This is a genomic window from Janthinobacterium sp. BJB426, assembly GCF_002735705.1.
GTDB lineage: Bacteria > Pseudomonadota > Gammaproteobacteria > Burkholderiales > Burkholderiaceae_D > Janthinobacterium.
The window spans coordinates 188490-202619 of the sequence record NZ_PDZL01000005.1; the positions used below are offsets into that span (position 1 = coordinate 188490).

Sequence of the window (14130 nt, forward strand, 5' to 3'; positions counted from 1 at the left end):
GCACACACGCCAGGGCGGCACTTTCGCACCGCCCTGGCATCATCGGGTCCGCACAACGATTACTGGGTCACCGGATTCGGTTTGTTCGCGTCGATGCCGTACTTGGCGATCGCCTGCTCCACCACCGACACGTCGATCTTGCCTTCGTCAGCCAGCGATTTGAGCGCGGCCACGGTGACATAATAACGGTTCACTTCGAAGAACTCGCGCAGCTTGGCGCGGCTGTCCGAGCGGCCAAAGCCATCGGTACCGAGCACTTTATAAGTGCGGCCCTTCGGCATGAAGGCGCGGATCTGTTCTGCAAACGCGCGCATGTAGTCGGTCGTGGCGACGATCGGGCCGTCCGTGTCCTGCATCAGCGACGTCACGTAAGGCACGCGCTGCTCTTTCGACGGGTTGACCATGTTCCAGCGTTCCGCATCCTGGCCATCGCGGGCCACCAGGGTCAGCGACGGTGCCGACCACACGTCCGCTGCCACGCCCCAGTCGTTTTGCAACAGCTCGGCGGCGAAGATCGATTCGCGCAGGATGGTGCCGCAACCGATCAGCTGTACGCGCAGCTTGGCGTCAGCCTGGCCTTCCTGCAGCTTGTACATGCCTTTCAGGATGCCTTCTTCCTGGCCTGGCTTGATGCCTGGCTGGGCGTAGTTCTCGTTCATGATCGTGATGTAGTAGAACACATCTTCCTGGTTGGCGATCATGCGGCGCAGGCCGTCCTGGATGATGACGGCGACTTCATGGCTGAAGGTCGGATCGTACGGCATGCAGGTCGGGATGGTCGCGGCAAAGATATGGCTGTGGCCATCTTCGTGCTGCAAGCCTTCGCCGTTCAGGGTCGTACGGCCAGCCGTGCCGCCCATCAGGAAGCCACGGGCGCGCATGTCGGCCGAAGCCCATACCTGGTCGCCGATGCGCTGGAAGCCGAACATCGAGTAGAAGGTGTAGAACGGGATCATGATGCGGTCGTTGGTCGAGTACGACGTCGCTGCGGCGATCCACGAGCTCATGCCGCCCGCTTCGTTGATGCCCTCTTGCAGGATCTGGCCAGCCTTGTCTTCGCGGTAGTACATGACCTGGTCTTTGTCGACCGGCTCGTACAACTGACCTTTCGGGTTGTAGATGCCGATCTGGCGGAACAGGCCTTCCATGCCGAAGGTACGCGATTCATCGACCAGGATAGGCACCACGCGCTGGCCCAGGTTCGGGTCTTTCAGCAGGGTCGAGATGACGCGCACGAAGGCTTGCGTGGTCGAGATTTCGCGGCCTTCCGGCGTCGCTTCCAGCACGTTCTTGAAGGCGTCCAGGCCAGGCACCGGCAGGGTTTCTTCCGACTTCTGGCGGCGCTGCGGCAGGTAGCCACCGAGGGCCTTGCGGCGCTCGTGCAGGTAGACCATTTCCGGCGCGTCGTCGGCTGGCTTGAAGAACGGGATGTCGGCCAGCTTGTCGTCAGGGATAGGCAGCGAGAAGCGGTCGCGCATTTCGCGGATGGCTTCGTCGTCCAGTTTTTTCGTCTGGTGCGCCGTGTTGCGCGCTTCGCCGGACTTGCCCATGCCGTAGCCCTTGATGGTTTTCACCAGCAGGACGGTAGGCTGGCCCTTGTGCTCCTGGGCGATCTTGAAGGCCGCGTAGATCTTGTGCGGATCGTGGCCGCCACGGGTCAGGCGCCAGATGTCGTCGTCCGTCATGTTGGCAACCATTTCCAGCAGCTTCGGATGCTTGCCGAAGAAGTGCTTGCGCACGTAGGCGCCGTCTTTCGCCTTGTAGTTCTGGTATTCGCCGTCCACGGTTTCCATCATGACGCGCTGCAGGATACCTTCCTTGTCTTGCGCCAGCAGGGCATCCCAGCCCGGACCCCAGATGACCTTGACGACGTTCCAGCCGGCGCCGCGGAATTCGCCTTCCAGCTCCTGGATGATCTTGGTGTTGCCGCGCACGGGGCCGTCCAGGCGCTGCAGGTTGCAGTTGACCACGATGACCAGGTTGTCGAGCATGTCGCGTGCGGCCAGACCGATCGCGCCCAGCGATTCCGGCTCGTCCATCTCGCCATCACCGCAGAAGGCCCAGATCTTGCGGTTGTCGGTTTTCGCGATGCCGCGTGCGTGCAGGTACTTCAGGAAGCGCGCCTGGTAGATCGCCATGTGCGGGCCCAGGCCCATCGACACGGTCGGGAACTGCCAGAAGTCAGGCATCAATTTAGGATGCGGGTACGAGGACAGGCCCTTGCCGTCGACTTCCTTGCGGAAGTTCAGCATTTGCTCTTCGCTCAAGCGGCCTTCGAGGAAGGCGCGCGCGTAGACGCCGGGCGAGGAGTGGCCCTGGATGTACAGCAGGTCGCCGCCGTGGTCGGCCGTTGGCGCGTGCCAGAAGTGGTTGAAACCGATGCCCAGCATGTTCGCCAGCGATGCGAACGAGGACAAGTGGCCGCCCAGGTCGCCGTCGGCGCGGTTGGCCTTGACGACCATGGCCATGGCATTCCAGCGCATCCACGAACGCAGGCGCTCTTCGTATTCCAGGTTGCCGGGACAGTGTGCTTCTTGCTTGGTGGGGATGGTATTGACGTAGGCGGTGGTGCTGGAGAACGGGATCTGGGCGCCGCGGCGGCGGGCCAGGTCAACCATGCGCTCCATCAGGTAATGCGCGCGTTCCGGGCCTTCATTTTCCAGAACGGCTTCGAGCGCGTCCAGCCACTCCTTGGTTTCCTGCATATCCGGGTCGGTGCCGATCTGTGTCGTTACCTGGTTCAGTTGAGCTGACATCTGTTGAGTCTCCTTTGTGAACGCCCCACCCCGATTTTCCGGATCGCTGTCGGACGGTATTTCGCTGATTATTTACTATTAAGTCGGTTTAGTGTGGGGATTCTAACAGCGTATTTACTATTTTTCAAATTACGATATAGCATTTCATATTATGAAATTACCCTATGAAATTTATGCTGCACTGCCGCAAATTCTGTTCGGAAATTAGCGTGATCAAAGTGCCAAAAACGGCGCCATAAAACCCACAGGCCCTTGCGCCCCTACGCCACCAGCACACCAGCAAACCGAATTAACACCCCAGTCGTCCGCACAGGCATGCCGGGCCAAGCGGGCCTGAAAAATGTCGATGGCAAGGCGCGGCGACGCAGACAGTACGCCAGTACGGCAAGGAGCTGCAACGCCGCCATCGGCATTTTCTCAGGCCCGCGTCTCCGGCCCGCTGTTGTCACGCCTTTACATAGCCAAAACCGCCCCTTTGCGCCGCCCGGCTTTATAATCTGTCTTTTCCCTCCCACACAGCCTCCCTACCATGCCAGCACAACTGATCGACGGAATCGCCCTCTCCCAAAAACTGCGCAGCGAGATCGCCACGCGCGCCGCCGCCCTCACGGCCAAGGGCACCCAGCCCGGCCTGGCCGTGATTCTCGTCGGCGAAGACCCGGCCAGCCAGGTGTACGTCCGCAACAAGGTCAAGGCGTGCGGCGACGTGGGTTTCCACTCGGTGCTGGAGAAATATGAAGCGGATCTGTCCGAAGCGGACTTGCTGGCGCGTATCGCCAGCCTGAATACCGACCCTGCCATCCACGGCATCCTCGTGCAAATGCCCTTGCCTAAACACATCAACCCGCACAAGGTCATCGAAGCGATCGCCACGACGAAAGACGTGGACGGCTATTCCGTCCTGAGCGCCGGCGAACTGATGACGGGCTTGCCCGGCTTCCGCCCGTGCACACCGTATGGCTGCATGAAACTGATCGAAAGCACGGGCGTCGACTTGCGCGGCAAGCACGCCGTCGTCATCGGCCGCAGCAACACGGTCGGCAAGCCGATGGCCCTGCTGCTCTTGCAAGCGAACGCTACCGTCACCATCTGCCATAGTGCGACGCCGGACCTGGGCCTGTACACGCGCCAGGCGGATGTGGTCGTGGCCGCCGTCGGCCGCCGCAACACCCTGACGGCCGATATGGTCAAGCCGGGCGCCATCGTTATCGACGTGGGCATGAACCGCGACGATGAAGGCAAGCTGTGCGGTGACGTGGATTTTGCTGGCGTGAAAGAAGTCGCGTCCCACATCACCCCCGTACCGGGTGGCGTGGGTCCGATGACGATCACTATGTTGCTGATGAACACGGTAGAGGCCGCCGAGCGCATTTAAGAATCACCGGGGCGGCATTGCCGCCTTATTAATATGGAACTGACGATGACTACCAATCCCCTGCTTGATTTTTCCGGACTGCCACGCTTCGACGCGATCACGCACGAGCATGTCACGCCTGCCATCGATACCCTCTTGGCCCAGGCGCGCGCCACGGTGGCGCAGCTGGAAGCGCCCATGGAAGAAGTGAGCTGGGAAAACTTCGTCGCGCCCCAGGACCAGATCGCCGAAACCCTGGGCCGCGCCTGGAGCATCGTCAACCACTTGAATAGCGTGATCGATACGCCCGAGCTGCGCGCCGCCTACAATGCGAACCAGCCCAAGGTGACGGAATTCTGGACCGAGCTGGGCCAGAACGAAATCCTGTTCGGCAAATACAAGCAATTGCAGGCCCGCGCCGATTTCGCCAGCCTGTCGCCGGCGCGCCGTCGCATCGTCGACAACGCCGTGCGCGACTTCCGCCTCGGCGGCGCCGAGTTGCCCGAGGACAAGAAAGAGCGCTTTGGCGCCATCCAGGAAGAACACGCGGCCGTCTCGACGCGTTTTTCTGAAAACGTGCTTGACGCCACCAATGACTACAAGTTGCTGGTCGACAATGAAGCCGACCTGGCCGGCCTGCCCGACGACGTGAAGGCCGCCGCGCGCGCCGCCGCCGAAAAAGCCGGCAAGCAAGGCTATGAATTCTCGCTGCACTTCCCGTCGTACTACCCGATCCTGCAATTTGCCGACAATCGCGCCCTGCGCGAAACCATCTACCGCGCCAACGCCACCAAGGCGTCGGACCAGGGCGAGGTCTTCAGCAAAAAAGAGGACTGGGACAATACGCACAACATCGTCACCTTGTTGCAATTACGCGACGAAGAGGCAAAACTGCTCGGCTACGGCAACTTCGCCGAAGTGTCGCTCGTCTCCAAAATGGCCACCTCGCCCGCGCAAGTCATTGCCTTCCTGGAAGACCTGGCCAAACGCGCGCGCCCGTTCGCCGAGAAGGATCTGGCCGAATTGAAACAATTCGCCCGCGAAGAACTGGGCATCGCCGAGCTGCAAGCGTGGGACGTGCCTTACGCTTCCGAAAAGCTGCAGGAGCGCCGCTATGCGTTCTCGGCCCAGGAAGTCAAACAATATTTCCCTGAGCACAAGGTGATCGACGGCCTGTTCCGCCAGATCCAGAACCTGTTCAGCGTCGAAATCAAGCCCGATACGGCGCCCGTCTGGCACAAGGATGTGCGTTTTTACCGCATAGAGCGCGACGGCAAGCTGGTCGGCCAGTTCTATCTGGACCTGTATGCGCGCGCGGGCAAAAGCGGCGGCGCCTGGATGGACGACGCGCGCGGCCGCCGTGCCGATGCGCAACATGTGCAAACGCCGATCGCCTACCTGACCTGCAATTTCACGGAACCGGCCATCGTCGATGGCAAGGCCCAGCCTGCCCTGTTCACGCACGATGAAGTGATCACCCTGTTCCACGAATTCGGCCACGGCCTGCACCATATGCTCACCGTCGTCGACGAACTGGGCGTGTCGGGCATTTCCGGCGTCGAATGGGATGCCGTGGAACTGCCATCGCAATTCATGGAAAACTTCTGTTGGGAATGGGAAGTGCTCGAACACATGACGGCGCATGCCGTCACGGGCGAACCGCTGCCGCGCGCGCTGTACGACAAGATGCTGGCCGCCAAGAATTTCCAGTCCGGCCTGCAAACCCTGCGCCAGGTGGAGTTCTCCTTGCTGGACATGCATTTACACTATGACTACGATGCCAGCACGGGCCAGAGCGTGCAGCAGCTGATCGACGGCGTGCGCGCCCAGTTTTCGCTGCTCATCCCGCCCCCGTTCAACCGCTTCCAGAATGCCTTCGGGCATATCTTTGCCGGCGGCTACGCGGCCGGCTACTACAGCTACAAGTGGGCCGAGGTGCTGTCCGCCGACGCCTATGCGGCGTTTGAAGAGGCCAGGGCGCTGGGACCGGCCGCCACCGCGCAAGCAGGCAAGCGTTACCTGCAGGAAATCCTGTCCGTCGGCGGCTCGCGCCCTGCGCTGGAATCGTTCACGGCCTTCCGCGGCCGCGAACCGTCGATCGACGCCCTGCTGCGCCACAGCGGCATGGCCGCTTGATCGCCATGAGCCGCGTCGATTTTCACAGCAACGTGCCGGACAAGCTGGCCTACGCCTGCCGCCTGGCGCGCAAGGCCTATATGGCTGGCAACAAGGTCGTCGTGCTGGCGCAAGACGGCGCCCAGCTCGACGCCTTGAACAGCGCCATGTGGACCATTTCCGCCACGGATTTCCTGCCGCACGTGCTGGCCGGCGATCCGCTGGCGGCGCAAACGCCCATCATCCTGACCGATGACCCGGCGGCGGAGGTGCCGCATCACGACATCCTCGTCAACCTGTCGCAGTTGCCGCCCGTCAATTACGCGCAGTTCCAGCGCGTGTTCGAGATCGTTTCCATGGATGAACAGGATGCGCAGGCGGGCCGCCAACGCTTCCTGCACTACCGCCAGCAAAACGTGCAACCGACCCACTTCGTGGCAGGGAACTCAGTGGACAAACAATGAGCCAGCAGCCATTCGACCAGGGCATCCCCCTGCTGACGGAGGTGCTGCTGGGGCCGGAGGTGACGGAAGCGGCACCAGTTGCGGCGGCGCCTGCCATCGAGGCAGCGCCGGCGTTGCCACCTGGCGTAGTCCAGCCCGACTGGGACGCCATCGAACAGCGGCTGACGCAGCGCATCCTGCATCAGGTGCAGGGCAAGATCGACCATCTGCTGGAAGAGCGCATCGCCCACGTCCTGCAAACAGCCCTGCAAAACGCCCTGATCGGCATGCGCGGCGCCCTGCGCGAAGATTTGCAGCAGTCGCTGGAACAGATCGTGGCCCATGCGGTGAGCCACGAGCTCGGGCATTTGCACCCTCCCGCACAGTCCTGAGCAATCGGGTTACGCGCTGCGCGCCAACCCGACCTACCCTATTCTTCCTTCCAACGCCATTCTTTGGTGCGCTCGCGCCTGCGAAATCGGTGCATCGCGCCTCACTTTGGTGATTGTTGCGACAAAATGTAAAAAGCCCGAAATGCGGCTTTGCTCCGCCTGTTTTTTGTTGTACCTTTCTTCACACGTACCGCCCCTCGAAGCGGTTTTCACGAGACGCCGCCGTATCTTTATCCATTGGAGAATGTTTATGCTGCTCAAGACCAAAGTCCTTCCTCTCGCCCTCGCCCTCGCCTTTGCCGGCCATGCAGGCGCACAGGAAATCATCAAGATCGGCCACGTCGCCCCGGTCTCTGGCGCCAGCTCCCACCTGGGCAAGGATAACGAGAACGCGGCCAAGATGGCCATCGAGGACTTGAACGCCAAAGGCTTCAAGATCGACGGCAAAGCCGTGAAATTCGTGCTGGTGCCCGAAGATGACGCAGCCGATCCCAAGCAGGGCACGGCCGTGGCGCAAAAGCTGGTCGATGCCAAGGTCAACGGCGTCGTCGGCCACCTGAACTCGGGCACGACGATTCCTGCCTCGCGCATTTACTTCAATGCCGGCATTCCGCAGATTTCGCCGGCCGCCACCAACCCGACGTACACCCAGCAGAAATTCAACACGGCCTTCCGCGTCGTGGCCAATGACAACAAGCTGGGGGGAACTTTGGGCGCATATGCCGTGGGCAAGCTGCAAGCGAAGAAAATCGCCGTCATCGACGACCGCACGGCCTACGGCCAGGGCGTTGCGGAACAGTTCGTCAAGGGTGCCAAGAAAGCAGCGCCTGGCGTGCAAATCGTCGGCAAGGAATTTACCAATGCCAACGCGACGGACTTCAACGCCATTTTGACCAGCATCAAGTCGAAAAATCCTGACCTGATCTTCTTTGGCGGCATGGATTCCGTGGGCGGCCCCATGCTGCGCCAGATGAAGGCGCTGGGCATCAAGGCCAAGTTCATGGGCGGCGACGGCTTGTGCACGGAACCGCTGGGCAAGTTGGCGGGCGACGCCGTGGGCGAAGACATGGTCACCTGCGCGGAAGCGGGCGGCGTGACGGGCGCGCAGCAAAAAGGCATGGACGACTTCCGCGCCCGCTACAAGCAGAAATACAATATGGAAGTGCAGCTGTACGCGCCATACGTCTATGACGCCGTGATGACCATGGCCACCGCCATGGCCGACGCGAAATCGTCGAAACCGTCCGTCTACCTGCCGTTCCTGGCCAAGGTGCACTACCAGGGCGTGACGGGCCCGATCTCGTTCGACGCCAACGGCGACATCAAGGACGGCGCGCTGACCTTGTTCACTTACCGTGACGGCAAGAAGACCAAGATGGAAGTCGTCAAATAATAGAACCTACTGCGCGGTGCGATTTGCGGCCTGCGATGCTCACTGCCTCGGCGGCCCCGTGCATTCGCACAGCTCCGCTTCTTAGCCCAACGGGGGCGCCGAGCCTCACATCCGCTCGCTACGGTTCTTGCTGTCCGGCCACGTAAGCCTGCAAGCCTTCGGCCAGCGCGTCGAAGGTGGCGCGGCAGCGCAGGCTGCCGCGCAAGTCTTCATGCATGGTAATCCAGGTTTCCATCGGTAGCGCAAACGCTTGCGGCAACACGCGCCGCAGGGCCGGATTGCGCGCCGCCAGCCCCGCCTGGCACACGCCGATGCCTGCGCCCGCCCGTATCAGGGCCAGTTGCGCCAGGTCGCTGTCGCTGCGCCAGGCAAAATTTTCCCGCGTAAATCCGTTGAAAGCCGCGCCCGCGTTGCGCACGAAGGGGCTCGCCTCGTCGTAGCCGATGACGGCATGTTGCGCCAGGTCGGCCAGTGCCAGCGGCGTGCCGTGCCGCGCCAGGTAATCCGCGTGCGCATGCAGGCCCAGTTCGATCTCGCCCACCTTGCGCGCCACCAGCTGCTCCTGGCGGGGCCGCAACATGCGCACGGCGATGTCCGCTTCCCGGCGCAGCAAATCCTGCACCTTGTTGCTCAATACCAATTCAATGGTCAAGCCCGGATGGCGCGCGCGCAGGCGGGCCAGGATCGGCGGCAGCACTTCCACGCCCACCACTTCGCTGGCCGCGATGCGCACGACACCGGCCACGCCCTGCCCCTGGCTGCTGGCGGCGCGCTCCATCAGGGCCGCCGTGTGCTCCATGGTTTCCGCATGGGGCCGCAGCGCCAGCGCCACTTCCGTGGGGAGCAAGCCCAGTTGGGAGCGCGTAAACAGGGTCGCACCCAGCGCCTGCTCCAGCGCGGCGATATGCCGGCCGACGGTGGGTTGCGTGATGCCCAGCGCGCGTGCCGCGCCGGACAGCGAGGCGTGCTTCAGCACGGCCAGCAGCGAACGGTAGTATTCCCAGGCAATGGAAGTAGTCATACATAAATGTATAGCCCGTATTCGATGTTCGTCAATTCCCAATTAGCCTTGCGCGGCAGATACTGGTCTCATCAACCACACGGAGGACAATATGGACAAAACAGTATTGGTACTGGGCGCCACGGGCGGCATCGGCGGCGAGATGGTGCGCCAGCTCCTGGCGGCGGGCTGGCAGGTGCGCGCCTTGACGCGGGGAGAGCTGCCATCGCCATGCGGCGACGGCGTTGAATGGCTGCGCGGCGACGCGCTGTCGCGTACGGACGTGCTGGCCGCTGCCAGGGGCTGCGCCGTCATCGTGCACGCCGTCAACCCGCCCGGCTACCGCCACTGGGGCCAGCTGGTGCTGCCCATGCTCGACAATACGATTGCCGCGGCCATCGCCGAAAACGCCACCATCGTGCTGCCGGGCACCGTGTACAACTTCGGTCCCGACGCCTTTCCAGTCTTGGCGGAAGACGCGCCGCAGCATCCGCTCACGCGCAAGGGCGCCATCCGCGTGGAACTGGAAGCGCGGCTGGAACGGGCCAGCACGCAGGGCGCCAGGGTCATCATCGTGCGCGCGGGCGACTTCTTCGGCCCCCGCGCCGGCAACAACTGGTTTTCGCAGGGCCTCGTGAAACCGGGCCAGCCCGTGCGCAGTGTGCTGTATCCGGGCGCGCCCGGCGTGGGTCACCAGTGGTCCTACCTGCCCGACGTGGCGCGCACGATGCTGCAATTGCTAGCCATGCGCGCCACCTTGCCCGCATTCTCACGCTTTCACCTGGCCGGGCACTGGGACCACGACGGCAGGCAAATGACGGGAGCGATTGCCCGCGTGGTAAAACAGGCGACAGGAGCTGCGCCCGTCATCCGGCGCTTTCCATGGTGGCTCATGACGCTGGCGTCGCCGTTCGTGGCAACCCTGCGCGAAATGCGCGAGATGCGCTATCTGTGGCAAACGCCTCTATCCATGGAGAATGCGCGGCTGCTGGCCGTGCTCGGCCAGGAGCCGCATACGCCGCTCGACGAGGCCGTGCGGGCGACATTGGAGGGCATGGGGAATCTGCAAAAGGCAGCGGGCAAAAAAAATGCGCCGGGATTGCCGGCGCGCTGATTGCAGGTACTACGGCACAGATTATTTCTGTGCCAGCACCCATTTGACCAGGGTGTGGGCTTCAGCATCGCTCACTTGCGGGTTCGCTGGCATCGGGATCGCGCCCCAGGTGCCGGAACCGCCTTTCATGACTTTCGCCACGAGCTTGTTTTCCGCGTCTTTCTGACCAGCGTACTTGGCAGCCACGTCCTTGAACGCAGGGCCCACCAGTTTCGTGCTCACCGCGTGACAAGCCATGCAGTTCTTTGCTTTCGCCAGATCCGGATTGGCCAACGCTGCTTGCGATGCCAGAGCCGATACGGTCAATACACTCACCAACATAAAACGTTTCATTGTCTTTTCTCCAAAGTTACTTCCTGCGGCATTTTACTGTGTTTCCGCAGATGCACCACGAGCCCAGATCAAGCGTTTCAATGTAGTAACGCAATGTCCTTGTATCAGGCACTCACATTCTGCCCCAACTGCACGCGCATGACCATGTTGTTTGTAAGGCGATGTAACGACAGCCGGCCCCGCGCAGTGGATCGGGGCCGGCCGTCGCACTTACACAACAAATCAGCGTTTCTTCAACTGCGACAGATCGCGCACGGCGCCCCGGTCGGCCGACGTCGTCAGGGCTGCATAGGCCTGCAGCGCCTGCGACACATAGCGCTCGCGGTTGACGGGCAGCCAGGCAGCATCGCCCTTCGCTTCCATGGCGGCGCGGCGCGCGGCCAGCTGCGCATCCGTGACGCGCAGGTTGATCGTGCGCTCGGGGATGTCGATGTCGATAAAGTCGCCCTCTTCCACCAGGCCGATGGCGCCGCCTTCAGCCGCTTCCGGCGAGGCGTGGCCGATCACCAGGCCCGAGGAACCGCCCGAGAAGCGCCCGTCCGTGAACAGCGCGCACGCCTTGCCCAGGCCCTTGGACTTGATGTACGAAGTCGGGTACAGCATTTCCTGCATGCCGGGACCGCCTTTCGGGCCTTCGTAGCGGATGATGACGACGTCGCCTTCATGCACGGTATCTTCCAGGATGGCAGCGACGGCCGCGTCCTGGCTTTCGAACACGCGCGCCTTGCCCGAGAATTTCAAGATGCTTTCATCCACGCCTGCCGTCTTGACGATGCAGCCCTTTTCGGCCAGGTTGCCGTACAAGACGGCCAGGCCGCCATCCTGCGAATAGGCATGCGCCTTGTCGCGGATGCAGCCCGTGCTGCGATCCGTGTCGACAGCCGCGAAACGCTCGGACTGCGAGAACGCCGTCTGCGTCGGCACGCCGCCCGGTGCGGCGCGGAACAATTCATGCACGGCCGGATTGTCGGTGCACATGATGTCGTTTTGCGCAATGGCGTCGGCCAAAGTCGGCGCGTGGATGGTCGGCAGGGTCGTGTTGAGCAGGCCGGCGCGCGCCAGTTCGCCCAGGATGCCCACGATGCCGCCGGCGCGGTGCACGTCTTCGATATGGTATTTGTCCGTCATCGGCGCGACCTTGCACAGGCACGGTACCTTGCGCGAGATGCGGTCGATGTCGGCCATCGTGAATTCCACTTCCGCCTCGTGCGCGGCGGCCAGCAAGTGCAGCACGGTATTCGTCGAGCCGCCCATGGAGACGTCGAGCGCCATGGCGTTTTCAAACGCGGCCTTGGTGGCGATCGAGCGTGGCAGCACGGAATAATCGTCCTGTTCATAATGGCGCTTGGCCAGTTCCACGATCAGGCGGCCCGCGCGCAGGAACAGCTGCTGGCGGTCCGAGTGCGTGGCCAGGATGGTGCCGTTGCCGGGCAGGGCCAGGCCCAGCGCCTCGGTCAAACAGTTCATCGAGTTGGCCGTAAACATGCCGGAACACGAGCCGCAGGTCGGACAGGCCGAGCGTTCGATTTCCGCCACGTCGGCGTCGGATACGGTGCTGTCGCCCGCCTTGATCATCGCGTCGACCAGGTCCAGCTTGATGATCTTCTGCGTGCCGTTGACCACCTTGACGACCTTGCCCGCTTCCATCGGGCCGCCGGAAATGAAGACGACGGGGATATTGATGCGCATGGCGGCCATCAGCATGCCCGGCGTGATCTTGTCGCAGTTCGAGATGCACACCATGGCGTCGGCGCAGTGGGCGTTGACCATGTATTCGACGGAGTCGGCGATCAGGTCGCGCGACGGCAGCGAATACAGCATGCCGCCGTGGCCCATGGCGATGCCGTCATCGACGGCGATGGTGTTGAATTCCTTGGCCACGCCGCCGGCCGCTTCGATTTCGCGCGCCACCATCTGTCCCAGGTCCTTCAGGTGCACGTGACCGGGCACGAACTGGGTGAACGAGTTGACGACGGCGATGATCGGCTTGTCGAAGTCGCCGTCCTTCATGCCGGTGGCGCGCCACAGGGCGCGGGCGCCAGCCATGTTGCGGCCGTGGGTGGTGGTGCGGGAGCGGTATTGCGGCATGATGGACCTTCCAAAAGTGTTGATGCCTGACTGTGCGGGTTTGCAGTAAAACCCTGCATGCAGTGGGGGTACGTCAGATTGCCTTGCGCGCGTCCCACTGTCAAATATATGATGCACGTGTCTGTGAGTCGATTTTCATATCACAGGACTTATTCCACATGGAAACGCATATGAACCTTGAACTGCGCCAGCTGCGCTACTTTGTCACCGTCGCCGAGGAATTGCACTTCGGCCGCGCCGCCGCGCGGCTGCACATGACGCAGCCGCCCCTGTCGCAAACCATCATGGCCCTGGAAGAATTGCTGGGCGCCCCGCTGTTCGTGCGCACGCGGCGCGAGGTGCAGCTGACGCCGGCCGGCACGGCCCTGCTGCCCGAGGCGCGCCGCCTGCTGGCCCAGGCGCAGGATTTACCCGCGCTGGTGCAGCGGGCCGCGCAGGGCGAGGCAGGGCGTCTGAGCCTGGCCTTCGTTTCCTCGGCCGACTACAGCGTGCTGCCGCCGCTGCTGCGCGCTTACCAGACGGCCTATCCGCAAGTGCAGATCGCGCTGCAGGAAGCCACCTCCGACCTGCAGCTCGATGAATTGCTGGCCGGGCGCACGGATGCGGGCCTGTTGATCCCGCCCTTGCCAGAAAAGGCGAAAGGGGCGCTCGACTACCTGCCCGTACTGGCCGAACCGCTGGTGCTGGCCGCGCCGTCCGGCCTCGACATACTCAATACGCCGGGCCCCGTGCGCCTGCGCGACCTGCCGTCGCTGCCTTTGATCATTTTCCCGCGCGCCATTTCTCCCGCCCTGCACGACGCCATCCTCGGCGTGTTCCGCGCGGCCGGCATTACGCCGCAGATCGGCCAGGAAGCGATCCAGATGCAAACCATCGTCAGCCTCGTCTCGGCTGGCATGGGCATCGCGCTTGTGCCACAATCGGTATCGAATCTGATGCGCCCGGGCGTAGAATACAGGCCGCTGCAGGACGCCACGCCGCTGGTGGAAACGGGCCTGGCCTGGCGCCGCGACAATCCGTCCGCCGTACTGCAAGGTTTCCTGGCGCTGCTGCGCAAGCAGTTCGGCGCGACCGCCGATTAAATTAAGTAGCCGCTAAGGCAAAAAACCGCCAGCGCCCCCATACTACGCAACCTTGGCTTT

General features: G+C 62.7%; 11 protein-coding genes. 7 read left to right on the forward strand and 4 right to left on the reverse strand.

Going from position 1 to position 14130, the window contains the following annotated elements:
* Positions 1-59: 59 nt before the first annotated feature.
* Entirely contained in the window at positions 60-2756 is a 2697-nt protein-coding gene (gene aceE / locus CSQ93_RS10810; RefSeq protein WP_099378038.1) for a pyruvate dehydrogenase (acetyl-transferring), homodimeric type, read from the reverse strand.
* A gap of 529 nt (positions 2757-3285) precedes the next feature.
* Between aceE and folD the strand changes: the two genes are divergently transcribed.
* The 5 genes from folD (at position 3286) to CSQ93_RS10835 (ending at position 8453) form a co-directional block, all read left to right on the forward strand.
* The gene (folD, locus tag CSQ93_RS10815; RefSeq protein ID WP_034747393.1) at positions 3286-4131 is read left to right on the forward strand and encodes a bifunctional methylenetetrahydrofolate dehydrogenase/methenyltetrahydrofolate cyclohydrolase FolD; all 846 of its coding nucleotides are present in this window, start codon (positions 3286-3288) and stop codon (positions 4129-4131) included.
* Positions 4132-4176: 45 nt separating this feature from the next.
* Positions 4177-6246, forward strand: coding sequence for a M3 family metallopeptidase (locus tag CSQ93_RS10820; protein ID WP_099378039.1), 2070 nt, complete (start codon positions 4177-4179; stop codon positions 6244-6246).
* Positions 6247-6251: 5 nt separating this feature from the next.
* Positions 6252-6689: a DNA polymerase III subunit chi gene (locus CSQ93_RS10825; RefSeq protein WP_099378040.1), complete on the forward strand. Its 438-nt coding sequence runs from the start codon at positions 6252-6254 to the stop codon at positions 6687-6689.
* Positions 6686-7060, forward strand: a complete 375-nt coding sequence (locus CSQ93_RS10830) for a hypothetical protein (protein WP_099378041.1) — start codon at positions 6686-6688, stop codon at positions 7058-7060. The genes CSQ93_RS10825 and CSQ93_RS10830 overlap by 4 nt, the downstream gene beginning before the upstream one ends.
* 250 nt (positions 7061-7310) lie before the next feature.
* Positions 7311-8453 (forward strand): branched-chain amino acid ABC transporter substrate-binding protein, encoded by a 1143-nt coding sequence (locus CSQ93_RS10835; RefSeq protein WP_070301412.1) that lies wholly within the window; start codon positions 7311-7313, stop codon positions 8451-8453.
* A gap of 118 nt (positions 8454-8571) precedes the next feature.
* Here the strand turns inward: CSQ93_RS10835 and CSQ93_RS10840 are convergent, their stop codons facing one another.
* Entirely contained in the window at positions 8572-9474 is a 903-nt protein-coding gene (locus tag CSQ93_RS10840; RefSeq protein ID WP_099378042.1) for a LysR family transcriptional regulator, read from the reverse strand.
* Positions 9475-9565: 91 nt separating this feature from the next.
* On the opposite strand from CSQ93_RS10840, the gene CSQ93_RS10845 reads away from it, so the two are divergent.
* Entirely contained in the window at positions 9566-10567 is a 1002-nt protein-coding gene (locus tag CSQ93_RS10845; RefSeq protein ID WP_099378043.1) for an NAD-dependent epimerase/dehydratase family protein, read from the forward strand.
* 21 nt (positions 10568-10588) lie between these two features.
* Here CSQ93_RS10845 and CSQ93_RS10850 read toward each other — a convergent pair whose 3' ends face one another.
* Positions 10589-10900 carry a c-type cytochrome gene (locus tag CSQ93_RS10850; protein WP_034747381.1) on the reverse strand — a complete coding sequence of 104 codons (312 nt, stop codon included), beginning with the start codon at positions 10898-10900 and terminating at the stop codon, positions 10589-10591.
* Positions 10901-11122: 222 nt separating this feature from the next.
* A complete protein-coding gene (ilvD, locus tag CSQ93_RS10855; RefSeq protein WP_099378044.1) occupies positions 11123-12988 on the reverse strand; it encodes a dihydroxy-acid dehydratase in 1866 nt (621 codons plus the stop codon).
* Between the two features lie 170 nt (positions 12989-13158).
* Here ilvD and CSQ93_RS10860 point away from each other — a divergent pair, with 170 nt between their 5' ends.
* Positions 13159-14070 carry a LysR family transcriptional regulator gene (locus CSQ93_RS10860; RefSeq protein WP_099378045.1) on the forward strand — a complete coding sequence of 304 codons (912 nt, stop codon included), beginning with the start codon at positions 13159-13161 and terminating at the stop codon, positions 14068-14070.
* Positions 14071-14130: the final 60 nt, after the last annotated feature.